Raw genomic sequence first — 24,834 nt, forward strand, 5'->3', positions numbered from 1 at the left:
TAGTCACAGTCACCGTATCGCCCACCTGCACGTCGTTGCCGACGCGGCCGGTGATAGCCTGCGGCTGACCCGCTTCGGCAATATTCACCGTGTTGTCACCGGTGACGTCATCAATGGTGATCGANGCTTCCGGTGCTGCCGTATCAACGATGTAGCTGTGGTCAGCACCGGCCGTGGTGGCGTTGCCTGCCCCATCGGTGGTGGTCACTTCGGCATGGATCTGCGAGTTATCGGCCAGCACCTCACCCGGTACGCTGACACTCCAGACGTTGCCGTTATCCGACGCGGTGACGGTAGTCTGGTACGACTGGTCGCCAATAGTGACGGTCACCGTATCGCCCACCTGCACGTCGTTGCCGACGCGACCGGTGACAGCCTGCGGCTGACCCGCTTCGGCGATATTGACGGTGTTGTCAGCGGTCACATCGTCGATGGTGATGGATGCTTCCGGCGCCGCGGTGTTGACCGCATAGCTGTGGTCAGCACCCGCAGTCGTTGGGTTACCCGCCGCATCGGTGGTAGTGACTTCGGCGTGGATCTGCGAATTACCGGCCAGTACATCGCCCGGCACGCTCACGCTCCACACGTTGCCGTTATCCGACGCCGTCACGGTGGTCTGATATGACTGATCGCCGATAGTGACGGTGACCGTATCGCCGACCTGGACGTCGTTGCCGACGCGGCCGGTGATAGCCTGCGGCTGTCCCGCTTCGGCGATATTGACGGTGTTATCCGCCGTCACGTCATCAATGGTGATCGATGCTTCCGGCGCCGCCGTATCAACGGAATAGCCGTGATCGGCAGATGCCGTGGNCGGGTTACCCGCTGTGTCCGTCGTCGTCACTTCGGCATGAATGTCATTGTTACCGGCCAGCACCTCGCCCGGCACGCTGACACTCCACACGTTGCCGTTATCGGAGGCCGTCACCGTGGTCTGATAAGACTGGTCGCCAATGGTCACGGTCACCGTATCGCCGACCTGGACGTCGTTGCCGACACGGCCGGTCACATTCTGGTTCTGACCCGCTTCGGCGATATTGACGGTGTTGTCAGCGGTCACATCGTCGATGGTGATCGATGCTTCCGGTGCCGCCGTATCAACGGCGTAGCTGTGATCGGCAGATGCCGTGGTCGGGTTACCCGCCGCATCGGTGGTGGTCACTTCGGCATGAATGTCATTGTTACCGGCCAGCACCTCGCCCGGTACGCTCACGCTCCACACATTGCCGTTATCGGAGGCGGTGACGGTGGTCTGATAAGACTGATCGCCGATAGTCACGGTGACCGTATCGCCGACCTGCACATCGTTGCCCACACGGCCGGTCACGTTCTGGTTCTGGCCCGCTTCCGCAATATTCACCGTGTTGTCACTGGTCACGTCGTCGATGGTGATCGACGCTTCCGGCGCCGCCGTATCGACCGCGTAGCTGTGGTCAGCACCGGCAGTCGTGGCGTTGCCTGCACCATCGGTCGTCGTGACTTCCGCATGGATCTGCGAGTTACCGGCCAGTACATCGCCCGGCACGCTGACACTCCACACGTTGCCGTTATCCGACGCGGTGACGGTAGTCTGATACGACTGGTCGCCAATGGTCACGGTCACCGTATCNCCGACCTGCACGTCGTTGCCGACGCGACCGGTCACGTTCTGGCTCTGGCCCGCTTCCGCGATATTCACAGTGTTATCGGCCGTCACGTCGTCGATGGTAATCGATGCTTCTGGTGCGGTGGTGTCAACGGAATAACCGTGGTCTGCCGTAGCCGTCGTCGGGTTACCCGCCTCATCAGTGGTGGTGACTTCGGCATGGATCTGGCTGTTACCGGCCAGTACGTCGCCCGGCACGCTGACACTCCACACGTTGCCGTTATCCGACGCGGTGACGGTAGTCTGATACGACTGGTCGCCAATGGTCACGGTGACCGTATCGCCCACCTGCACGTCGTTGCCGACGCGGCCGGTCACGTTCTGGTTCTGACCGGACTCGGCGATATTGACGGTGTTATCACCGGTCACATCATCGATGGTGATCGATGCTTCCGGCGCCGCCGTATCGACCGCGTAGCTGTGGTCAGCACCCGCAGTCGTTGGGTTACCCGCCGCATCGGTGGTAGTGACTTCGGCGTGGATCTGCGAATTACCAGCCAGTACATCGCCCGGTACGCTGACGCTCCAGACATTGCCGTTATCCGACGCCGTCACGGTGGTCTGATAAGTTTGATCGCCAATAGTGACTGTCACCGTATCGCCCACCTGGACGTCGTTGCCGACGCGACCGGTGATGGCCTGCGGCTGACCGGCTTCAGCGATATTAATGGTGTTATCTGCCGTCACGTCGTCAATAGTGATCGATGCTTCCGGCGCTGTAGTGTCAACCGCATAACCATGATCGGCAGATGCCGTAGTCGGGTTACCGGCTGCGTCCGTCGTCGTCACTTCCGCATGAATTTCAGTGTTACCGGCCAGCACATCGCCCGGTACGGTTACACTCCAGACGTTGCCATTATCCGACGCGGTGACGGTGGTCTGATACGACTGATCGCCGATGGTCACGGTGACCGTATCGCCGACCTGCACGTCGTTGCCCACGCGGCCGGTGATAGCCTGCGGCTGACCCGCTTCGGCAATATTCACCGTGTTGTCAGCGGTGACGTCGTCGATGGTGATCGACGCTTCCGGCGCCGCCGTATCCACCGCGTAGCCGTGATCGGCAGATGCCGTCGTCGGGTTACCCGCTGCGTCCGTCGTGGTCACTTCGGCATGAATTTCAGTGTTACCGGCCAGTACATCACCCGGCACGCTGACACTCCACAGATTGCCGTTATCGGAGGCGGTGACGGTGGTCTGGTACGACTGGTCGCCGATGGTCACGGTCACTGTGTCGCCCACCTGCACGTCGTTGCCGACGCGGCCAGTCACATTCTGGTTCTGACCCGCTTCAGCGATATTGACGGTGTTGTCAGCGGTGACATCATCGATGGTGATCCACGCTTCCGGCGCAACAAGGTCGACCTCGTAGCTGCGATCGCCGGTGGCGGTAGTCAAGTTGCCCGCGTCATCCGTGGTGGTGACTTCAGCGTGGATCTGTGAGTTATCGGCCAGGGTGCTGCCCGCCACATCCACACTCCAGACGTAGTTGCCATCGTCATCATCAACAACCGAGGTTTTGTAGGTGTTGCCACCAATAGTCACCGTCACGGTGTCGCCGATTTTAACCTCACCGCCGACACGCCCGGTGATAGTTTGCGTCTCGCCAGACTCGGCCAGGTTGATGCGATCGTCAGCAGTAATCGGGTCAATCGTGATGGTCGCGTCCGGCGCAAGGGTATCAACCGTTACGTTGCCTTCTGCGCCCTGACCGGGATTGCCCGCGTCATCTGTATAGCTGCCGTCAGGCACGGTGACAGATACCGAACCTTCGTAATCGCTTTCCGGCGTCAGAATAGCGACCCAATGCGTGGGGTCGTTAGGGTCCTGAGTCAGGCCCGTAATGGAGCCGTGATCGACAGTAATGTCCGTAAGGTCAAAATCTTTCGGCGTTTCCGAAAATTTGAACTCTACCTTTCCATCTTCGGCAAAGGAGATGACAAGCGAGGGAGCCGTGGTATCGGCAGAAGCCGCTTCAGAAGAAGTATCCGTCGACACAGTTGAACTACGCGTGCCGCCGGAAGTGTCTTCGGAAGAAACATCTGATGCAGAAGTAAGCGTTCCGGTCTCGTAACCAGAAGTCGGATCGACCACGTTACCGGTCAGGTCCAATACGACGTTCTCACGATGACCGCCGCCATCGCCGGCCTCACCGATGTCTGTCGTAGTGGCATTACCGCCAGCGGCGGTTGCTTCGAGTGACTGAGTCGGGTCCAGGCCCTTCGCGATGGCTTCCTGAACGGATGCGACATCCTGTGACTCTGCCGCACGATGCTCTGTGGTCGTCCCTGTGCTCTGGGACTCGCTCCACTGGCTATCTCGTCCCAAGTCCAGTGTCCGGCCATCCGGCAGTGAAATTGAAACGGCGCCAGCATTGCCTGTGGCCACTTGCTCGCCGCGATAGATATGGTCGCCAGCAGATACCTGACGTTGAGTACCATCCTGCGCTATGACAAATACTTGTCCGATAACAAACTTGATGGTACCGATAACGCTACTCACAATAGCATCTCCTCAATATTTTCGATGGATTTCATCGAATGGAAAACCGATTAAATTTATATGTAAAGCCTATGTTTAACTCGGGCTTTAAAAGGTGATTTCAATCTCTTGTTATTACTTTATTATTGCATCTGAAAGTATTTAGCTGACGTCAATGACTTGACTCAGCCCCTAATATAATAAAAAATTTGGAACATTCTTACCAAAAATTTTTACTCGATTAGAGCAAAGAATTTACGGTAATGCGCCAATTTTTTCGATAAGCGGCTAATGGATTGACAGCTATCTTTTTTTAAATGGATCGTTGTTTCCTTAAGTCATTATTGAAAAAGAAATAACTCATTATTAATGGCATTCAGGAAAAAGCGTTATTATGAAGCGTAAAAATCCATTTATTTCTTTACTTTTATTAATCACGGTTTCCCCTATTTCTTTTGCTGATACATTAAAAGACGCAATTGAAAACACGCTCAATACTCACCCTGAAATAAGTGCGGCAAGTAACAGCCGCTATTCAGCGGAGAAAAACGTGCGTGCCGCCCAGGGGGGCTATCTACCGAGTATTTCTCTCAACGCCGGTATCGGTAAAGAGAACCTCGACACTCCATCCACCCGCGCGCAGAACAGCAGCAACGACATTCTTACGCGTCGAGAAACAACGATCAACCTTAGTCAAAGGGTCTTTGATGGTTTCGAGACGTCGAATACCGTTGCGCAGCAAAAAGCGACTGTCAATTCAAGAGCCTACAAAATGCTGAATACCAGCGAGGCTCGCGCGCTGGATGCGGTCCAGGCGTACCTCGACGTGTTGCAGCGTCACGAATTTCTGACTCTGGCTGAGGAAAACCTGAGCACCAACCAGCGCATTTACGATCAAATCAAGCTGCGCTCCGAACAAGGCGTAGGTCGTCTGGCCGACTTGGAGCAGGCCGAAGCGCGTGTCGCGCAGGCGCGTAACAATGTGCTGACCGAGCAAACCAACCTGACCGATGCGGAAAGCAACTATTTCAGCGTCGTCGGTAAAGAGCCGGTGGGGTTGCAGATCCCGAGCAACGAGTCGTTAAACGTTCCCGCCACGCTGGTCGATGCCAAACGCGTGATGGTTGCAAACAGCCCGATTCTGAAGTCTGCCGATTCGGATATCGAAGCGACCCGTAAACAATATGAAGCGCAAAAATCAGGATTCTATCCTAAATTTAACGTTGAGCTTGCCCGTACCTTAAACGAAAATATTGACGGTACGCGCGGTAAGTACAACGAATGGCAGGCAATGCTGCGCATGCGCTATAACCTGTATGAGGGCGGCAGCACCAAAGCGACCCTGGAATCGAAAGCTTTCCAGATCAAGGAAGCGGAAGACGTGCGTAACAACACGCTGCGTCAGTTGAACGAAGAGTTGCGTCTTTCCTGGTCTGCGATGAATAATGCGCGCCAACAGCTCCCTATCGCGCAAGAATATGCAGAACGCAGCCGCCGCGTGCGCGACGCCTACCAGAAGCAGTTTAGTCTGGGCGAACGCACCCTGCTGGACGTGCTGGACAGTGAGAACGAACGCTTTACGGCACAACGCCGAATGGTGGAAATTCGCTTCCTGTCTCTGTACAGCGAATATCGACTGAAAGCCCGCATGGGTGACCTATTGAACAGCCTGTCTATTCCTGCGCCATCCGCAGGTCAAAGCCTGAGCGCTGTCAATACGCAGGTAGATTTGCCTGACTTACAATAATGTTTCAGTCAGCCTATGCCTTTTCCGTCCGCGGGGAAGGCATTCTTAGTTAAGGAATGTTTGGTTACATGATGCCACAGCATGAACAACCACCAGGCAGCGCCGACGTCGCTGCCGCTTCCGTAAACCACGATCCTCGCAATCGTCACGACGACCCCTTACTCGACAGCCTGTTGATCCTTTGCAAACTTCAGGGCAAAACCGCCAGCCGTACCACATTGACCGCCGGGTTGCCGCTCGCAGAGCAAAGATTGACGGTTGAACTGCTGCCGCGCGCAGCGGCGCGTGCGGGCTTGCAGGCACGAGTGCTCAAGCGACCGCTGAACGCAATCTCCGGCATGTCGCTACCCGCCATGCTGCTGATGCGAGAAGGCCGGTCCGTCATCCTGCTGGGGTGGAACAGTGACGGCAGCGCTCGCATTATGCCCAGTGAAACCGAGGGCGGCGAGATCGTCGTCGATCACAGTACGTTGCAGCAAAACTATCTGGGACTAGTGATGTTCGCGCAGCCACGACATTCGTTCGATCTGCAGCAAACCTCGTTGATCCCGCGGACAAAATCCTGGTTCAAGGACACGCTAAAGCTGTCCCGCTTCCTGTATATGGATGCGATTCTCGCCAGCCTGCTCATCAACCTCATCGCGCTCGCTACCCCGCTGTTCGTGATGAACGTTTATGACCGCGTCGTCCCCAACCAGGCGACGTCTACGCTGTGGGTACTCGCCCTCGGCGTCAGCGGCGCTTTCTTTTTCGATCTGATACTGCGTACGCTGCGCAGTATCTGTCTGGATATCGCGGGTAAAAAGACCGACCTTATTCTTTCCGCCACGCTGTTCGAACGCATCACCGGTATGGCGATGAAAGCGCGTCCTGCCCGCGTCGGCAGCTTCGCACAGAATATTCATGAATTTCAGCTACTGCGGGACTTTCTCTCCTCGCTGACGTTGACCACGCTGATCGACTTTCCCTTTACCCTGCTGCTATTGCTGGTCATTGGCATTATCGGCGGCCCGCTGGTGTGGATCCCTATCCTCGCCTTCCCGCTGGCCTTGCTGGTGAGCTGGGCGTTGCAAAAACCGCTCACCTCGACCATTGAAAAATCGCTGCATCTGGCGAGCGAACGTCAGGCGACGTTGATCGAAACGCTGAGCGGGCTTGATGCGATAAAGGTCAATAACGCGGAAAGCGAACGCCAGCATCAGTGGGAGCAGACGATCGGCAGCCTGAGCCGTCTGGAGATGCGAGCGAAAACGCTCTCTGCGCTGGCGGTCAACCTGACCCAGTGGTTCCAGCAGTTGGCGGGCGTCATCATGATCGTGGTCGGCGTTTATTTGCTGATTGACGGCAAACTGAGTATGGGTGCGCTGATCGCCTGCTACATGCTGAACGGACGCGCCTTGATTCCGATGGGGCAGTTGTCAGGTCTGGTCACGCGCTATCAGCAGGCCAAACTGACGATGGTGACGACCGAGCAAATGATGGAGCTGCCGCAGGAGCGCAAGGAGGACGAACGTCCGCTGAAACGCGAAAGCATTGCCGGCGGCATTGAGTTTCGCGATGTCACCTTCAATTACCCGGAACAGAAGATTCGTTCGCTGTCGAATATCAACCTGACCATTCAGCCAGGCGAGAAAGTCGGCATCATCGGACGTACCGGGTCGGGCAAAAGCTCGCTGGAAAAATTACTCGTCAATCTGTATCAGCCGACCAGCGGTAATCTGCTGATCGACGGGGTCGACTCACGCCAGCTGGACGTCAGCGATCTGCGCCACAACATCGGTTACGTTCCCCAGGACATCCAACTGTTCAGCGGATCGCTGCGCGATAACCTGATTTGCGGCGCGCGCTATGTGGAAGACGAAGCCATGCTGCGCGCCGCCGAAATCGCCGGCGTCAGCGAGTTCGCCCGACTTCATCCCGACGGCTACAACCTGCAGGTCGGCGAGCGTGGTCAACAGCTTTCGGGCGGCCAACGTCAAGCGGTAGCCATTGCTCGCTCGCTCTTGCTGGAGCCGCCCATCCTGGTGATGGATGAGCCTACCAGCGCGATGGATAACAGCAACGAAGATCGCCTCAAGCAGGCGCTGCAATCCGCCTTGGTCAACAAGACGCTGCTGCTGGTGACGCACCGTGTGTCCATGCTGTCGCTGGTTGACCGCCTGATCATCATGGATAAAGGCCGAATTATTGCCGACGGCCCGAAAGCCATCGTGATGGATGCATTAAAGAAGGGGCAGATCAATGCGTCTCGTTGAAACGACTAAAAAAATACTGGCCTATTTTCAGGCCTCCCGTAAAAACAGCGACGCGCAGACCATGCCCGAAGTCAGCCAGGCCATGGTGGAAGATGCGCCCCGCATCATTCGCGTCACCCTGTGGGTAATTCTGGCATGCATCGGCTTTTTCCTGCTGTGGGCCGCCTTCGCCGAAATCGACGAGGTGACGCACGGCGAAGGGAAAGCGATCCCCTCGACACGACTGCAAAAAATTCAAAACCTTGAAGGCGGGATCGTCAGCCAGATTTTCGTCCATGAAGGGCAAATCGTTAAGGCGGGCGAACCGTTGTTGCGTCTGGACGACACTCGCTTTGCTTCCAACGTCGGTGAAACCGAGGCTGACCGGCTGTCTCTGCTGGCGCGCATCGCTCGCCTGAATGCGGAGATCAACGACACGCCGTTCACGCTCCCCCCCGAGGTGGAAAAGCAGGCCCCGACCATTGCTACCGGCGAACGGGATCTCTACAACAACCGCAAGCGACAGTTCAACAATGAAATTTCCGGCCTGAAAGAACAGCTGGTGCAACGACGTCAGGAGCTGCGCGACTATGTTTCCAGACAGGAGCAGTACCGTAACAGTCTGAATTTGCTCCAGCAGGAGATCAGAATGTCCGAGCCGTTGATCAAGGAAGGCGCCATTTCGAAGGTCGAAATTCTTCGTCTGCGTCGTTCTGAGGTGGAAACTCGCGGTCAGATGGATTCGGTATCGCTGTCAATCCCGCGCGCCGAGGCGGCATTGAAGGAAATCGATAACAAGATCGAAGAGACTCACGGCCGCTATAAAAGCGAAGCCTTGGCGCAGCTGAATGAAGCGCAGAACAATCTCAACAAGATCACGGCGACGGGCAAAGCGCTGGAAGACCGGGTCAATCGTACGCTGGTGGTGTCGCCCGTCCGTGGCATCGTGCAACAAATTTTTGTGAATACCATCGGCGGCGTTATCCAGCCGGGTAATGATCTGGTCGAAATCGTGCCGTTAGACGACAGCCTGCTCATCGAAGCCCGTATTCGCCCGCAGGACATTGCCTTTTTGCACCCCGGTCAGCAGGCAGTGATCAAATTCACCGCCTACGACTACACGATTTATGGCGGGTTAAAAGGACATCTTGAGCAAATCAGTCCGGATACCGTGACGGATAAAGAAGGACACAGCTACTACGTGATCCGCCTGCGCACCGAGAAAAATCATCTGGGCAACGAAGACAAACCGCTGATTGTGATCCCCGGTATGGTCGCGACCGTCGATATCATGACCGGTAAGAAAACCATTCTGCGTTACCTGCTCAAACCTATCCTGCGAGCCAAGGCGGAAGCGCTGCGGGAAAGATAATTCCCTTAGATTCTCAACCGGTTATGAGTTGATTGGGATATCTACGTAAGACGGGCAACCTCGCAAGGGTTGCCCGTTTTTTTACATCGCTCACGGCCCCTGTTGTGTCGAGCGCCTGCCACCTTACTGAACACAAGGGCGCTGAAGTGAGTACCTATTCACCTCGACAAAAGGCGGAAAGCGCGTGCGGGCTAAAGTGTGGCTAAACAAAAACGGGCAAGCGCCATCGCATTGCCCGTTGTTCACACCTGCCCTTTTCTTCCTTCAATCAATGCGCCGACGCCCCTCCGCCAGTAGCGCAGTACGACCGAAATTAGTGATTATTGACATCGTGATAGATCATTGTCTGGCTGCGTCCCATCGTTTTAGCCTGATACATGGCGGCGTCGGCGTTGATGGCCAGCGACAGCGCGTCGGCACCGTGTTCCGGATATAGCGCAATCCCGATACTGCAGGAAATATCCAGCGTTTTACCGTCAATGTCGAAAGGCTCATTCAGCGCATAGTGGATCTTGTCCGCCACATACAAGGTGTTCTCCTGCGCCTTAATGCCCTGCAGGAGGATGATGAACTCGTCCCCGCTACGACGATACACCGTATCGCTTTCGCGAACGGCAAGGCGCATTCGAGCAGCCGCTTCTTTCAATAACAGGTCGCCCACGGCATGGCCGAACGTGTCATTGATCTGTTTGAATTTGTCCAAATCCAGGAACATCAAGGCAATCTTGCGTCCCGTCTGTTTAGAAAGCTGAATCGCCTGTTCCATCTGCTCGGCAAAAGTCAGGCCGTTGGCCAAAGAGGTGAGTGAGTCGTAGTGCGCCAGTTGACGGTAGTGTTCCTCGCTACGGCGCAGCATATCGATGGCGCGGTAGCGTTCAATGGCGACGGAGACAAGCTGTGCGGACTTCTCGATGGATTCGATTTCGTCTTCGGCAGGAGAGTAAACTTTGCGATGATAAACACTAAGCACAGCTAATATTTCATCATTCTGACCGAACACAGGTTCAGACCAGCAAGAACGTAAGCCTGCATACAGTGCCAGACCTTTATAAAGCGACCAGCTTGGATCGGTAGAGATATCTTCTGCAATGACTCGTTTACCAGTATATGCTGCCGTTCCAAACGATGCGGCACCTTCTGCAATCGTCACATTATGAATGGCATTTTTATAAAAGCCGGGCAGGCTGGGGGCGGAACCGAGGGTTAAACATTTCTTATCCTTATCAATAAGCAGGACAGAGCAGACAATTCTTCCGGGATTTTTTTCTTCTACGCTGAAAATAATGGCATCAAGAATATCTTTAAGAGGCGCCCCGCTAGACAACAATTCTAACGCGCGGTTGTAGGAATTATCGTGATACTCTTTTGTTTTTCTCTCCGTAATATCCATTTTAATGCCGACATACTGAATAGCGTTACTCACCTTATTATATATCTTTACTATGCTGGCTTTTTCCCAATATAACTGACCATTTTTTTTTCGGTTAATAAACTCCCCACTCCAAATATCGCCTTTATTGAGCGCGTCCCACAGCTCCTCATAAACGCCAGCGTTGGTCATCCCCGAGCTAAGAAAGTTGGGATTTTTGCCAATCACCTCTTCAGCTTCGTACCCGGACATGGAGATGAACTGTCTGTTTACATAGATAATTTCGCAATTTTCGTTGGCAATCATGAGAGCAGCGGGACTATATTCCGCAGCAAACAGAACCATGTTCAAAAAATCCAGCTTTTTATTTTCAATACTGAACTTTTCCTGGTGTTTACGGTTTCGGAATGAAGAGACACCCAAGAGAATAATCAATAGAGTTATTATAATTTCATACACAATTATACTCTCCTCAGGGCCGTAGGGTCCTGAACGAACGCAGCACATTACTGAAGACGAAAGATCCCGGTAATAACATCCCCCTATTCAGTTTTTCAGAGTTAGCAGATTTCCGGAGAGTAGATGGGATAAATGGAAAAAATATCCGGCCAGGCTGAGAATTCAGAAACATAGAAACGTAAGCATAAAGCCCCCCAAATATCACTGCGTGAAGATAGAAATAATCAAATAGAAAGATTCAGCTTATTTGTTATATATATCACTAACACTGTTATAAGATTTACTAATAATTTAAAGCTGTTCTTTATGCATTTAGCATGCGCTGTATTTTGACTATCAATTGCGCTGAAGCAAATCAATTATACCAATAATTAATACCCTTTTAATCACAAAAACCTATCATGAGGAAATTATTGATCGTTATAAGCAAACATTTGATTTTTTATTGATTATAATCAAAAGGTTAAAATCCTATTTTTGACTGACTCTCGCACAGACAACCCGCCCCGCGATTCATAACGAAAATCATCACTTGCAGAATTATTAGCCACGAAATGAACAAAGTTAACTATTATTAATAAAAACTGAAGAATTAAACTTCATAAGATTAAACTTTATTAACCAAATGTGTTGTTTTGGACGTTGTCATCTGCACGTCATACTGCTCAGAATAGCCCGCTATATCAGGCTATCCGACCATCGTCTTGCCAGAGGAGAAATTAAAAGAAGGGGTAACTCTTTAAAGAGATAAGAATGACGGGTGGTGACGTTAGAATTCGAGTTTTAATGACTCGAAATATTCAAATGACTGAGGGCGGGAAAGGAAATAGCCTTGGGCTGCCGTTGCGTTGGACGCTTTGACCATGCCCCATTCGTTTTCCGTTTCCACGCCTTCAACGACGATGTAATTACAGTAACGAGTCATCAACGTGATCAGCAGATGAAAAATCTGGCGTCCTTCTTCAGTTTGCTGAAGCATGACGAACAGCTCTCGGGCGACTTTGATGCAATCGTGCCGTACCATCAACAGCGATGAGAAGTTGGCTACGCCGCAGCCGAAATCATCCAGCCACAGCCGGCTGGCTTCGGGCAACGCGTTCAGCAGTTCTTTAGACAGACCTTCATGACACTCCACCAGTTCAAAACGCAACCAAGGCATAGTGGCAATCAGCTTTTTGGCCTGAAGATTTTTCTGCAACGCCATCAGCACCGGCCCGTCGATATTGACGGAGGCCAGCAGATTGTCTCGAACGAAACGGTCATTTAAGCGACGCAGCAGCTGCATCTGTTCGATGACGATTTTCAGACGCATGCCGACATCAATACGAGCGAAGTAGACTTCGGGGGAAAGCGCTTGATGAGGGATGGTCGGATGTGAAATGGCAGTTAATAGCTCAATGCCCAGCAATCGTCCGGATGTTCGATAAATCGGTTGGAAAGTGTACTTTCGGCGACAACTGAGCAAAAAATCAACGTCATCTTTTGTCTCCGGCCCACAATCGGGTGGAATAGGCCCAAACTGATTAAGCTGACTGATTTGCTGCACTCTATATTCCGCCGTTAGACATACGCTGAATGACTAAAATAATCCCACAGCTCCTGAAAACAGCCCTGACCGCGATGTAAGTTAATTCGGGGCAGTTAACGTAATGTGGGCTACATTACGATGTAAACGTGACGGACACATTGCTGTGTTGCGAATTTGACCAGTTTATCAAAGGGCTGTGGGAATCGTAATTTTTAGCACTTTATGATAAAGACTAATTCACATACCGCCTAGGGGCTCAATCCAGAGAGTAAGCGATGATTTTGCGCTGTACTCCACCGGATGCTACAGGCAGTAAAATGCCGCCCCATGATCAAGGCTGTTTTTTGATTATTTCCTATACAACCAGTCAGTTAGCATCAATCGCTCTCTCCTGGCGCCCGGTATAATACAGGACATAATTACCAGAGATATAATAATGATAAAAATAGTTCGTGTATTTATGATCGGTCTGCTGATGGCGACAATTTCAGCAGCCGTCCATGCTCAACGGTTCATCGTCGATCAACTTAATCGCAACGTCACCCTTCCCGACAACGTCGAGCGCGTTGTCGTTTTACAACATCAAACGCTTAACCTGCTGGTTGAACTCAACGCGACCGATAAAATCGTCGGCGTTCAACGCGATTGGGAACAACAGCTGGGCCGTCACTATGCGGAGCTTGTCCCGCAGTTAGTCGATAAACCCAAAGTGGGCGACCTGACGCACGTCGATCTGGAAAGTCTCGCCGCGCTCCATCCTCAGGTCGTCTTCGTCACAAACTATGCGCCGCAGGAGATGATCGATCGGATTAGCCAGCTCGGTATCGCCGTCGTTGCCATTTCCCTACGTCATGACGCCTCCGGTCAGGAAAGAGAGCTGAATCCCAAGATGGCGGATGAAGAGCAGGCCTATGACCAGGGACTGCAAGAAGGGATTCGACTCATCGGCGCTATCGTGGACCGCACGCCTCAAGCCGTTATGCTGATTGAAAAGGCATTCGGTCAGCGACAGCGGGTCAGTGAACGCTTACAACATCTACCGGAGGCACAGCGCGTACGCGCCTACATGGCGAATCCGGAACTCACTACCTATGGATCTGGAAAATATACCGGCCTGATGATGCAGCATGCCGGCGCCCTAAATGTCGCAGCGGCGACGGTGAAAGGCTACAAACAGGTGTCGATGGAGCAGGTCATAGCCTGGGATCCGCAGGTGATTTTCGTTCAAGATCGCTATCCGCAGGTCGTCACACACATTCAGACTCAGCCGGAATGGCAGACGATTGACGCCGTCAAACATCACCGCGTCTATCTCATGCCCGAATATGCCAAAGCCTGGGGCTATCCCATGCCGGAAGCTCTCGGTTTAGGCGAACTATGGATGGCGAAAAAATTGTACCCCGAGATGTTCAGCGACATCGATATCCGTCAGCAGGCGGAAGATTGGTATCAGACTTTTTACCGTACACGTTACACAGGCGCAGAATGAGCGCTCTCCCCATACAACTGCTGGCGGCGGGTAGCCTCCGCGGAGTCTGGCCCCTTCTGATGGCCGCGTTCGAAACCAAGACAGGGCTGGCGACGCAAACCGCTTTCGGACCCGCGGGCTTATTACGTCAGCGGATCGAGCAAGGCGCTCCCTGCGATTTGTTCGCCTCCGCCAATCAAAACCACGCAGAGGCGCTGGTGATGCGTGGGCTGGCCCTCTCCGCAACGCCGCTGGCCGTCAACCGGCTCTGCCTGACGGCATCGGCTTCCGCCGCAGCCCGGTCTCAGGATTGGCTCACGCTACTGCTCGACCCTGATTTACGGCTGGCTACGTCTACCCCCGGCAGCGATCCCTCTGGCGACTACGCCTGGCAGCTGTTTGAACGAATAGAGAGACACCGCTGCGGAGCGGCCGCTTACTTACGGGCCAAGGCGCTGAGGCTGGTCGGCGGCCCGGACAGCCCACCCGTGCCGGCGGGAGAAATGGCCGCATACTGGTTAATCATGAGCGGTCAGGCTGATCTCTTTGTCGGTTACGCCAGCTATGCTCCGCGATTGCAATCGCTGCCGGGCATTCGCGTCTTCCCTCTTCCCGATGACGATAATATCCGCGCCGACTATACCGTTGCGCTATGCCATCCGAATGCGCAGCCGCTGGCCGAATTTTTATCTTCGGCGGAAGCGCGCAAAATATTGCAGAACGGCGGATTCGAAATGCCGATCCTGCACGACATTCAGAGCGGCTTATCCCGCTGAATCGTCTGAACTCAGCAAGCCTCATCGCGTATGGAGCACGCCACGCAGTTGGGCTGATATCGCTTTTGTGCTAAAGTGCGCGCCGCCGATGATGCCTCTTTTCAGAAAACGCGCTGCCTCCCTGTCCACCGACTGCTGCGGAGACCGCGTTAAAAGTGGCGGCTAAGGCGAAGATGACTTCATCGGGTGCGATGGTTGCGGACAGGCCGCGGAATAGCGGCAAGAAATGGGAAAGACCTCTAAATGGCGCTGTTAATTACCAAACGATGCATCAACTGCGATATGTGCGAGCCAGAGTGCCCAAATCAGGCCATATCTATGGGGATGGAGACGTACGAAATCGATTCTGAGCGCTGTACGGAGTGCGTCGGTCACTACGATACCCCTACCTGCCAGAAAGTGTGCCCGATCGATAACACCATCATCACCGATCCGGCGCATGTGGAAGATCAGGAGCGGCTGTGGGAAAAATACGTTCAGCTACACCACGCTGACCAACTCTAAAACTGAATCAGCTTTCCACAATCACGGTGGCGCACGCGTAGCGCCGCTCATCCGCTAGCGAGACGTGTACGTGTTGCACGCCCAGCGCTTGCGCAAACTCCGCCGCTCGCCCCAGAAAACGCAGGCATGGCTTACCCAAATCGTTATTGAATACCTCGAATTGGGCGAACGCCAACCCCTGCCGAATGCCCGTGCCAAACGCTTTCGACGCCGCTTCTTTCACCGCAAAACGTTTTGCCAGAAAGCGAATCGGCTGTTGATGCTCCTGGTAAGTCGCCCACTCGGCGTCGCTCAGAATGCGCCGCGCGAGACGGTCGCCGGAACGTTCAACGGCCGCTTCGATGCGGGCGATTTCTACGATGTCGGTACCCAATCCCAAAACAGCCATTAACGACGCGCTTCCCGCATTAAGGATTTCATTTCAGCGACGGCTGCGGGTAAACCGCTCATGACGGCACGTCCGATGATCGAGTGCCCAATGTTCAGCTCATGCATTTCCGGCAGAGCGGCGATAGGTTGAACATTATGGTAGGTCAGGCCGTGACCGGCATTGACGCGGATCCCTTTCGCTGCGGCATAGGTCGCGGCATCACGGATGCGCTCAAACTCATTTTGGCGCGCCTCATCACCGTCAGCATCCGCATAAGCGCCGGTATGCAGTTCAATGTAGGGCGCGGCGCAGGCGACGGCGGCATCAATTTGGGCGCGATCAGGATCGATAAACAATGAGACGTTAATCCCGGCAGCTTTCAGCTTCTTCACCGCATCCTGCATTTTTTCCTGCTGCCCGGCGACGTCCAGACCGCCTTCCGTCGTCACTTCCTGCCGTTTTTCAGGCACCAGACAGCAAAAGTGAGGCTGCAGTTCGCAGGCGATGGCCACCATCTCATCCGTAACCGCCATTTCCAGATTCATACGCGTCTGAATCGTCTGGCGCAGGAGGCGCACATCGCGATCCGTAATGTGGCGACGGTCTTCGCGCAGATGCACGGTGATACCGTCCGCCCCCGCTTGTTCAGCGATAAAAGCGGCCTGAACCGGATCGGGATACGCCGTACCCCGGGCGTTACGCAAGGTCGCGATATGATCGATATTTACACCTAACAACAGCTCAGCCATGATCCATCCTTAACTTTCTATCTCATCAATGACGTCAGTTTACACCGCCGCCGATCCTGTTGGGTACTCCCACGGCTACGCTTCGGGCGGCGCAGACTTAGGCGGTTTGATCACAAACTGCCGGAACAGCTCGCGGCTTTTGAGGGGTTTTCCGCCGAGGTAGGGTTTTAGCGCCATGCGGGTGAATCGTTTGGCGGCGCGCAACGTTTCGGCATCGGGGAACTCCCGGGCCGCCAGCGAGCGTAGTTCTCGTCCGGTAAAACTGAGGCGGTCCACCACCAGACTGGCGATAAACCCTTTTTCTTCCCGATAGCGATAGGTCATGTCATCCGCGACGCTCTCGCCGCTGCCCGCGCAGTGAAGAAAGTCGACGCCATAACCGAGATGCCCCAGCAAGGCTAACTCAAAGCGGCGCAGCGCCGGTTCAGGCGACCCGTCGAGCGCAGCCAGCTGTTGCAGGCAGTGCAGATAATCGAAGAAGAGCGCGGAAAAGTTGGTTTCGAACTCGAGAACCCGAGTCAGTAATTCGTTGACGTATAGACCGCTGTAAAGGGTACTACCGCTGATAGGAAGCGCCAGCGAAACCGGCTCGGCGTTACGAAGCGTTTTGACATCGCCCCGGCCGCTCCAGCGAACCAGCAGCGGCGTGAACGGCTGAAGGCACCCTTTCAGGCTGGAACGCCGTGCCCGGGCGCCTTTCGCCAACATCCGGACACGGCCCTGATTCTCCGTGAACAGATCCAGCAGGAGGCTGGTTTCACTATAGGGGCGCCCATGCAAGACAAATGCGCGCTGCCAGCCTTCCATGGGCGGGCCCCTTAGAGGTCGTCGATGTAACCCAGACTGCGCAGCGCACGTTCGTCGTCCGCCCAGCCGGATTTCACTTTAACCCACAGTTCCAGATGCACTTTTGCCTCGAACATCTGTTCCATGTCCTGACGGGCTTCAATGCCGATGGTTTTGATCTTGGAGCCTTTGTTGCCGATCACCATTTTTTTCTGGCCTTCACGCTCGACCAGAATCAGACCGTTGATATCGTATCCGCCGCGTTCGTTCGCCACAAAACGCTCGATTTCCACGGTCACCGAATATGGCAGCTCTTCCCCCAGAAAACGCATCAGCTTTTCACGGATGATCTCGGAAGCCATGAAGCGCTGAGAACGATCGGTGATGTAGTCTTCCGGGAAGTGGTGTTCCGCCTGCGGCAAGTGCTTACGGACGATGCTGGCGATAGTGTCGACGTTCATGCCTTTCTCGGCGCTCATCGGTACCACATCCAGAAACTTCATCTTCTGACTAATCATCTGGATGTGCGGCAGCAGTTTGCTTTTGTCCGTCACGTTATCGACTTTGTTGATAGCCAGCAGCACGGGATGTTTCTGATCGCGCAGTTTGTTGACCACCATTTCGTCGTCTTCGGTCCAGTGCGTCCCTTCAACAACAAAAATAACCAGTTCGACGTCGCCGATAGAACTGCTGGCGGCGCGGTTCATCAACCGGTTGATCGCCCGTTTTTCTTCGATATGCAGCCCCGGGGTATCCACGTAAATCGCCTGATAAGGCCCTTCGGTGTGAATGCCCATGATACGGTGGCGCGTCGTCTGCGGTTTACGGGAGGTGATAGAAACCTTCTGACCCAGCAGCTGGTTCAGCAATGTGGATTTGCCGACGTTCGGTCGGCCTACAATCGCGACAAAGCCGCAGTAATTCTGTTCTTCGCTCATTCAAGCTCCAGCTGTATTAACGCTTGTTCTGCCGCAGCCTGCTCGGCTTTCCGACGACTCGACCCCGTGCCGACCACCGGTTCGCTAAACCCGCTGACCAGACAGTGTATGGTGAACTCTTGATCGTGCGCTTCACCACGCACCTGCACCACCAGATAGGTTGGCAGCGGTAAATGCCGTCCCTGCAGGAACTCCTGCAGCCGGGTTTTGGGATCTTTTTGCTTATCGCCAGGGCTGATTTCGTTCAAGCGGCTCTGATACCACTCGAGGATCAGCTTCTCGACCATCTGGATATCGCTGTCCAGAAAAATGCCGCCGATCAGCGCTTCGACCGTATCCGCCAGAATGGACTCACGNCGGAAGCCGCCGCTTTTCAACTCTCCCGGCCCCAGACGCAGGCATTCGCCCAACTCGAACTCGCGCGCGATCTCCGCCAGCGTATTGCCGCGCACCAACGTGGCGCGCATCCGGCTCATATCCCCTTCATCAACGCGGGGGAAACGGTGATAGAGCGCATTGGCGATCACAAAGCTCAGAATGGAGTCCCCAAGGAATTCCAGCCGTTCATTGTGTTTACTGCTGGCGCTACGATGCGTAAGAGCCTGCAGTAGAAGATCGTATTGTCGGAAAGTATAGCCCAGTTTTTTTTGTAAACGATTTATGAGAATGGGGTTCATGTGTTACCAATATCAATCGTGCTTTTTAACCACAGCATACGGAACAGCCCTGCTGAACTCTTATTCGTGCCAAAACTGTTTCGTTTGCACTGGCTCCCGGTAGGGAGCCTGCGTTTATTTATGTCGAAAATATTCTACAACGGAAGGCGCAAAGATATCGCGTGTTTATTACGTTGTATTAGTGAATACCGCCAATCCGGCTCAGGCGTACGCCGGTAGGCCATTGGCCTTCCTGTTTTTCAAAGCTCATCCAGATTGCCGTGGCTTTACCGACCAGATTTCTCTCCGGCACAAAGCCCCAGTAACGGCTGTCAGCGCTGTTGTCACGGTTATCGCCCATCATGAAATAGCTGCCTGCCGGCACGACCCACGTGCTCAACGGCTGATGAGGCTGGTGATAGTACAGGCTCAGCTGATCCTGCGCGATCGGTACGGTAAGAATGTCGTGCGTGACGTCGCCCAGGTTTTCTTTACGCGTTGTCAGACGAATACCGTTCGCCTGCTCGCCCGCCGGGACCTGATAAAAACCGTTGCTGCTTTCGCCGCCCATCCCATTGAAGGTCTGGACAAAGTCGCTTGGCTGCACGTTGCTGTAGGTTACGGCAAGCGCTTTATCGCACTCGGAGGAGGATGAGCACGCCGGCTGGATCGTCACCTGTTTGGCGACAGGATCGTAACTCACGCGATCGCCCGGCAAGCCCACAACGCGTTTGATGTAGTCCAGGCTCGGGTTTTCCGGATATTTGAAGACGGCGATATCGCCCCGGTTTGGATGGCCGGTTTCAATCAGCGTCGTCTGGGTAATGGGATCTTTGATGCCGTAGGCAAATTTTTCCACCAGAATAAAATCGCCGATCAGCAGCGTAGGCATCATCGAGCCTGACGGGATCTGAAACGGTTCGTAGATGAACGAACGCACCACCAGCACCACTGCCAGAACGGGGAACACCGAAGCGCAGGTTTCAATCCAGCCTGGCTGTTTGATGCTGCTGGAGAGCGTTTGCTCTCCGGCCGTACCGTCCGCCTGCTGGCTTGAATGAGCCAGTCTGGCGCGACGCGCCGGCGCCCACTTGAAACGGTCCAGACACCACACTACGCCGGTGACCAGCGTCGCGAGCGTCAGAATCAAGGCAAACATATTGGCCATGCCAACTCCTCTGAAATTATTTACTGTCCTTGCCCACGTGCAGAATGGCCAAAAACGCTTCCTGCGGCAGCTCAACGTTGCCGACCTGTTTCATTCGTTTCTTACCGTCTTTCTGTTTCTGCAGCAGCTTTTTCTTACGGCTCACATCGCCGCCATAACATTTGGCCAGCACGTTTTTACGCAGCTGCTTGACGGTGGAACGCGCGATAATGTGGTTGCCGATCGCCGCCTGAATCGCGATATCGAACTGCTGACGCGGGATAAGCTCTTTCATTTTTTCCACCAGGTCGCGACCGCGATACGGCGCATTGTCGTTGTGTGTGATCAACGCCAGCGCATCGACGCGCTCGCCGTTAATCAAAACATCGACGCGAACCATGTTGGAAGCCTGGAACCGCTTGAAATTGTAGTCCAGCGATGCATAACCGCGAGAGGTGGATTTCAGACGGTCGAAGAAGTCCAGCACCACTTCCGCCATCGGGATGTCATACGTCAACGCCACCTGGTTGCCGTGATACACCATGTTGGTCTGCACGCCGCGTTTTTCCACACACAGCGTGATGACGTTGCCCAGAAACTCCTGCGGCATCAGCATGTGACATTCGGCGATAGGCTCACGCAGCTCCGCGATATTATTAATCGCCGGCAATTTGGACGGGCTGTCCACGTAGATGACTTCACCCGCAGTGGTTTCCACTTCGTACACCACCGTCGGGGCGGTCGTGATCAGGTCCAGATCGTATTCACGCTCCAGACGCTCCTGAATGATCTCCATGTGCAGCAGGCCCAAGAAGCCGCAGCGGAAACCGAAGCCCAGCGCCGTCGAGCTTTCCGGCTCGTAGAATAGAGAAGCATCGTTCAGGCTGAGTTTGCCCAGCGCGTCGCGGAACGACTCATAGTCGTCAGAGCTAACGGGGAACAGACCCGCGTAAACCTGAGGTTTTACCTTTTTGAAGCCCGGCAGCGCTTTTTCCGCCGGCTTGCGTGCCAACGTCAGGGTATCGCCGACCGGCGCGCCCAGAATGTCTTTGATAGCGCAGACCAACCAACCCACTTCGCCGCAGTTGAGCGTATCGCGATCCACACGTTTCGGTGTGAAGATGCCCAGACGCTCGGCGTTATAAACCTGACCGGTGCTCATGACCTTGATTTTATCGCCCTTGCGCAGGGAACCGTTCTTGATACGGATCAGAGACACCACGCCCAGATAGTTATCGAACCAGGAGTCGATGATCAACGCCTGCAACGGTGCTTCCGGATCGCCTACCGGCGGTGGGATATCCCGCACCAGACGTTCGAGGATTTCCGGAACGCCGACGCCGGTTTTCGCCGAGCAACGCACGGCATCCGTCGCATCGATCCCGACGATGTCTTCAATTTCCTGAGCAGCGCGATCCGGATCGGCCGCTGGAAGGTCAATTTTGTTCAGGACCGGCACCACTTCCAGGTCCATTTCGATCGCCGTATAACAGTTAGCCAGCGTCTGCGCCTCAACGCCCTGCCCCGCATCCACCACCAGCAATGCGCCTTCGCAGGCTGCCAGAGAACGGGAAACTTCATAAGAGAAGTCAACGTGTCCCGGGGTGTCGATGAAGTTCAGCTGGTAGGTCTCGCCGTCGGGGGCTTTGTAATCCAGCGTCACGCTCTGCGCTTTGATCGTGATTCCGCGCTCGCGCTCAAGTTCCATGGAATCCAGAACCTGCGCCGCCATTTCACGCTCGGTTAAACCACCACAAATTTGAATGATGCGGTCAGAAAGCGTCGACTTACCGTGGTCGATGTGGGCAATGATGGAAAAATTTCGTATATGCTTCATTATTAAAGTTTTTCTACCTTGGTATTTCTGAAATCTTGCCGATCGGCATGCGCATTAGCCGACAACGCTGACCGTTGTCATAGGCCCGAATCGCAGCATTCTACATGCCATACGGGGGAAAACCTAGTCATGGGCCGTCTATTAAGACTGTTTATCATCACGTAACCACACCTATTCGTCTTGCGGAAGAAAGCCGGGCGCTACGCGATATGGAAACCGAGAGGTGATGCCTGAAATAGACGGGGTTCACCTCGTCGCTCTCAGGCCATTCAGACCAGGAAACAAGGATGCGGATCTCATCGCACGGCAGATAAGGTCGGCTTGTCAGCCATGAGGATTATCCGACCTGACGCCCGGCACAGCTTATCGGATGTCGCGGCCCGTTTTCGACGATCGGTCAGGGCGCCTTGAAAGTCACACTGTCGGCGATGCGCTTGGCTGTAGCCAACGGCAGTTCGCCAATGACGGTAATTTCGTGTTTTTCGCGCACGACGGAGTGGATCATCCGCCGTCCGAGCAACGCGTTCTGGTCAGGGTGCGTGTCGCCAACCGGGCTAACGTTGACCGAAAAGCTGAATAAACCGTCGCTGTAAAGCCGAGATTCTACCGGTACGCCCCCGCTGGGAAGCGGTCGCTGGCTGCGAGAGATCTCTTCAACGCCGTTCGGGAGCCACTGCGTCGACCACGCGAAATCGGCCGATGCCGCCGTGGGTACGCTAAGGAGCGGCGGCAGACTCATGCGATCGAGGCTTTTCATCTCTGACTGCACAGAGCCGTCCACCGTCATGGAAAGGACACGATACTGCTCCAGCAGCTCGCCATTCTGATCCAGCAAGTCGACGCGCAGCGGCAGCCTTGTAGCCGCATCCAGGCAAATCACATAGCTAAAGCGCGTGCCGTCCCGGGAGACGATGCGCACAACGTCGCTTTGACGATCGGCAAGGCGAATACGCCCGGTGGGGATGAAGTCGTAATAAGCAGACAGCCGGGAGAAGTTGGCATAGATCAAGGCTGGCAGCGCATCGACCATATGGTCGCCGGAGAGCGTGAAAGGATCGAGATTGGTTTCAAAGTAGCTGATATTACGAGCACGCTGAACCACTTCCCGACGAGGGCCGTCAAGATGAAGCAGCTGAGCCAACGTCTCTTTTCCCGCTAACGTGTGACGATAGCGAAAGGACTCGATCCCCTGGCGGGACACGTTGATAAAATAGATTTCGTAGCTCAGAGACTGACTGGCTCGGCTCATTTGTTGCAACATCGCCCCGGAGTTGTCCTGAGCCGGGGCGATGTTGGAGTAGCCAGCGCCGCCGAAAAGCAGCGCGGTGATAAACAAAAAGCGCTTCATTACTGCGGCTGCATTCCTAATGATTGGGTCCCAGGCACCTGAACGGCGGCCTGTTGGTCTTCATGTTGGTCGAAACGCAGTTGGTCAGAATGCACTCGGCGCTGTAGCTCATAGTCCTGCAGCAGCGCATTGATGCGCTCATGCTGGGCCTGTTGCTGACGCTGTCCCACCGTATTGACGCTGGTTTCAGCCGGTACGCTCAGACTAACCGGCGATGCGGTGCCTAGAGCAGGAAGCGTGCTGAATGCCGGGGCTTCGACCGCGCCGTCCGTCGCAACGCCGCCTTGCTGGTAGTGCTGTACGCCAACGATGACCGCCAGAGAAACGCAGGCGGCGACGCCGATTTGCGTCAGATTAGCCGCCAGCGGACGCACCTTGTTCCAGAACGACAGGTTTTGCCAGGTCCGAGGATGTGGCTGGGATTCGGGCACCGCCTGCGGGTTGAAGAGAACAGGTTCCTGCTCTAATGCGGCCGCGACGCGGGCTGCGACGTCTACATGCAACATGTGTTCACACACATCATTGCGCATTGTGTCGCGTATTACATGGTAACGCTGCCAGCTTTCCTGCAGTATTTCGTCTTTTGACAAAACGCTCAGCAGTTCGTTGTCGACAGCCTCGCCATCCATTAAAGCGGAAAGTTTTTCTTTCTGCATACCTTACACCCTTACCTTGTCAAATCGGTCATGATGAACGTTCACAACAAGTTAACGCTGAATAAGCGGTTGTACTTTATTATCAATAGCTTCGCGTGCACGGAAGATGCGCGATCGCACGGTACCCACTGGACAACCCATGATGTCGGCTATCTCTTCATAGCTCAAACCATCCAGTTCTCGCAGCGTGATTGCCAGTCGTAAATCCTCCGGCAATGACTCAATCGTGCGGAACACTATCCTACGCAACTCATCAGACAGCATTAAATTCTCAGGGTTCGATATTTCTTTCAACGCGCTGGCATTTTCATAATTCTCAGCGTCGCTGGCGTCTACGTCACTTGACGGAGGGCGCCGCCCCTGTGCAACCAGATAGTTCTTCGCCGTGTTCACCGCAATGCGATACAACCACGTATAAAACGCACTATCGCCGCGAAAAGACTCGAGCGCACGATAGGCTTTGATAAATGATTCCTGGACCACGTCCGGTACGTCGCCCGGGGGGACGTACCGAGATACCAGGCTCGCTACTTTGTGCTGGTAACGAACAACCAGTAAATTGAACGATTTCCGATCGCCTTTCTGGACCCGTTCAACCAGAACCTGATCTGTCAACTGCTCGCTCATCCGAGGTAATATCTCCTCAAATTTGTCTCCACGCCTAGGTTACGTAATGCCAGCCACGTTCTAAATCTTTGAGCAAGCACTCGCTTGGAGTCCGTACACATCATTAAGTTCCGTTTCAAAAGTCTTTTCTGCTTTGT

The 24,834-nt window shown here is 54.4% G+C and carries 19 protein-coding genes; 6 read left to right on the forward strand and 13 right to left on the reverse strand.

The annotated features are described in order from the left end of the window. Positions 1 to 4,147, reverse strand: a 4,147-nt coding sequence (locus SB13_RS16595; RefSeq protein WP_026741412.1) for a beta strand repeat-containing protein, incomplete at its 3' end; no start/stop codon positions are given. Positions 4,148 to 4,520: 373 nt separating this feature from the next. On the opposite strand from SB13_RS16595, the gene SB13_RS16600 reads away from it, so the two are divergent. The 3 genes from SB13_RS16600 (at position 4,521) to SB13_RS16610 (ending at position 9,479) form a co-directional block, all read left to right on the forward strand. After that, positions 4,521 to 5,873, forward strand: a complete 1,353-nt coding sequence (locus tag SB13_RS16600; RefSeq protein ID WP_026741413.1) for a TolC family outer membrane protein — start codon at positions 4,521 to 4,523, stop codon at positions 5,871 to 5,873. A gap of 68 nt (positions 5,874 to 5,941) precedes the next feature. Further along, entirely contained in the window at positions 5,942 to 8,128 is a 2,187-nt protein-coding gene (locus SB13_RS16605; RefSeq protein WP_026741414.1) for a type I secretion system permease/ATPase, read from the forward strand. A 61-nt stretch (positions 8,129 to 8,189) separates the two neighbouring features. Continuing rightward, positions 8,190 to 9,479, forward strand: coding sequence for an HlyD family type I secretion periplasmic adaptor subunit (locus tag SB13_RS16610; RefSeq protein WP_394296380.1), 1,290 nt, complete (start codon positions 8,190 to 8,192; stop codon positions 9,477 to 9,479). Positions 9,480 to 9,792: 313 nt separating this feature from the next. Here SB13_RS16610 and SB13_RS16615 read toward each other — a convergent pair whose 3' ends face one another. Continuing rightward, positions 9,793 to 11,307, reverse strand: a complete 1,515-nt coding sequence (locus SB13_RS16615) for a sensor domain-containing protein (RefSeq protein ID WP_026741416.1) — start codon at positions 11,305 to 11,307, stop codon at positions 9,793 to 9,795. Between the two features lie 769 nt (positions 11,308 to 12,076). Next, entirely contained in the window at positions 12,077 to 12,817 is a 741-nt protein-coding gene (pdeH, locus tag SB13_RS16620; RefSeq protein WP_235202430.1) for a cyclic-guanylate-specific phosphodiesterase, read from the reverse strand. Between the two features lie 478 nt (positions 12,818 to 13,295). Between pdeH and SB13_RS16625 the strand changes: the two genes are divergently transcribed. The 3 genes from SB13_RS16625 to SB13_RS16635 all read left to right on the forward strand — a co-directional run bounded on the left by SB13_RS16625 (position 13,296) and on the right by SB13_RS16635 (position 15,583). Next, complete coding sequence (locus SB13_RS16625; RefSeq protein WP_036150256.1) at positions 13,296 to 14,324, forward strand: ABC transporter substrate-binding protein; 1,029 nt, start codon at positions 13,296 to 13,298, stop codon at positions 14,322 to 14,324. Beyond that, positions 14,321 to 15,079, forward strand: coding sequence for a substrate-binding domain-containing protein (locus tag SB13_RS16630; protein ID WP_026741419.1), 759 nt, complete (start codon positions 14,321 to 14,323; stop codon positions 15,077 to 15,079). The genes SB13_RS16625 and SB13_RS16630 overlap by 4 nt, the downstream gene beginning before the upstream one ends. A gap of 243 nt (positions 15,080 to 15,322) precedes the next feature. Then, on the forward strand, positions 15,323 to 15,583 hold the full coding sequence (locus tag SB13_RS16635; protein WP_026741420.1) for a YfhL family 4Fe-4S dicluster ferredoxin: 261 nt from the start codon (positions 15,323 to 15,325) through the stop codon (positions 15,581 to 15,583). Positions 15,584 to 15,590: 7 nt separating this feature from the next. Here the strand turns inward: SB13_RS16635 and acpS are convergent, their stop codons facing one another. The 10 genes from acpS to rpoE form a co-directional block, all read right to left on the reverse strand. Beyond that, the gene (acpS, locus tag SB13_RS16640; protein ID WP_026741421.1) at positions 15,591 to 15,971 is read right to left on the reverse strand and encodes a holo-ACP synthase; all 381 of its coding nucleotides are present in this window, start codon (positions 15,969 to 15,971) and stop codon (positions 15,591 to 15,593) included. Beyond that, complete coding sequence (gene pdxJ / locus SB13_RS16645; protein ID WP_026741422.1) at positions 15,971 to 16,702, reverse strand: pyridoxine 5'-phosphate synthase; 732 nt, start codon at positions 16,700 to 16,702, stop codon at positions 15,971 to 15,973. Before pdxJ ends, acpS begins: the two co-directional genes overlap by 1 nt. A 75-nt stretch (positions 16,703 to 16,777) precedes the next feature. Further along, positions 16,778 to 17,509: a DNA repair protein RecO gene (gene recO / locus SB13_RS16650; RefSeq protein ID WP_026741423.1), complete on the reverse strand. Its 732-nt coding sequence runs from the start codon at positions 17,507 to 17,509 to the stop codon at positions 16,778 to 16,780. An 11-nt stretch (positions 17,510 to 17,520) separates the two neighbouring features. Next, positions 17,521 to 18,426, reverse strand: coding sequence for a GTPase Era (era, locus tag SB13_RS16655; protein WP_026741424.1), 906 nt, complete (start codon positions 18,424 to 18,426; stop codon positions 17,521 to 17,523). Beyond that, complete coding sequence (rnc, locus tag SB13_RS16660) at positions 18,423 to 19,103, reverse strand: ribonuclease III (protein WP_026741425.1); 681 nt, start codon at positions 19,101 to 19,103, stop codon at positions 18,423 to 18,425. The genes era and rnc overlap by 4 nt, the downstream gene beginning before the upstream one ends. 178 nt (positions 19,104 to 19,281) lie before the next feature. Further along, the gene (gene lepB, locus SB13_RS16665; RefSeq protein WP_026741426.1) at positions 19,282 to 20,250 is read right to left on the reverse strand and encodes a signal peptidase I; all 969 of its coding nucleotides are present in this window, start codon (positions 20,248 to 20,250) and stop codon (positions 19,282 to 19,284) included. A 16-nt stretch (positions 20,251 to 20,266) separates the two neighbouring features. Beyond that, entirely contained in the window at positions 20,267 to 22,066 is a 1,800-nt protein-coding gene (gene lepA / locus SB13_RS16670) for a translation elongation factor 4 (protein ID WP_026741427.1), read from the reverse strand. A gap of 397 nt (positions 22,067 to 22,463) precedes the next feature. Continuing rightward, the gene (gene rseB / locus SB13_RS16675) at positions 22,464 to 23,414 is read right to left on the reverse strand and encodes a sigma-E factor regulatory protein RseB (RefSeq protein ID WP_026741428.1); all 951 of its coding nucleotides are present in this window, start codon (positions 23,412 to 23,414) and stop codon (positions 22,464 to 22,466) included. Beyond that, positions 23,414 to 24,070, reverse strand: coding sequence for an anti-sigma-E factor RseA (gene rseA, locus SB13_RS16680; RefSeq protein WP_026741429.1), 657 nt, complete (start codon positions 24,068 to 24,070; stop codon positions 23,414 to 23,416). Before rseA ends, rseB begins: the two co-directional genes overlap by 1 nt. A 51-nt stretch (positions 24,071 to 24,121) precedes the next feature. Beyond that, positions 24,122 to 24,697 carry an RNA polymerase sigma factor RpoE gene (rpoE, locus tag SB13_RS16685; RefSeq protein ID WP_026741430.1) on the reverse strand — a complete coding sequence of 192 codons (576 nt, stop codon included), beginning with the start codon at positions 24,695 to 24,697 and terminating at the stop codon, positions 24,122 to 24,124. Between the last annotated feature and the right edge of the window lie 137 nt (positions 24,698 to 24,834).

This window comes from Lonsdalea quercina subsp. quercina (assembly GCF_000688695.1).
In the GTDB taxonomy this organism is placed as follows: domain Bacteria; phylum Pseudomonadota; class Gammaproteobacteria; order Enterobacterales; family Enterobacteriaceae; genus Lonsdalea; species Lonsdalea quercina_D.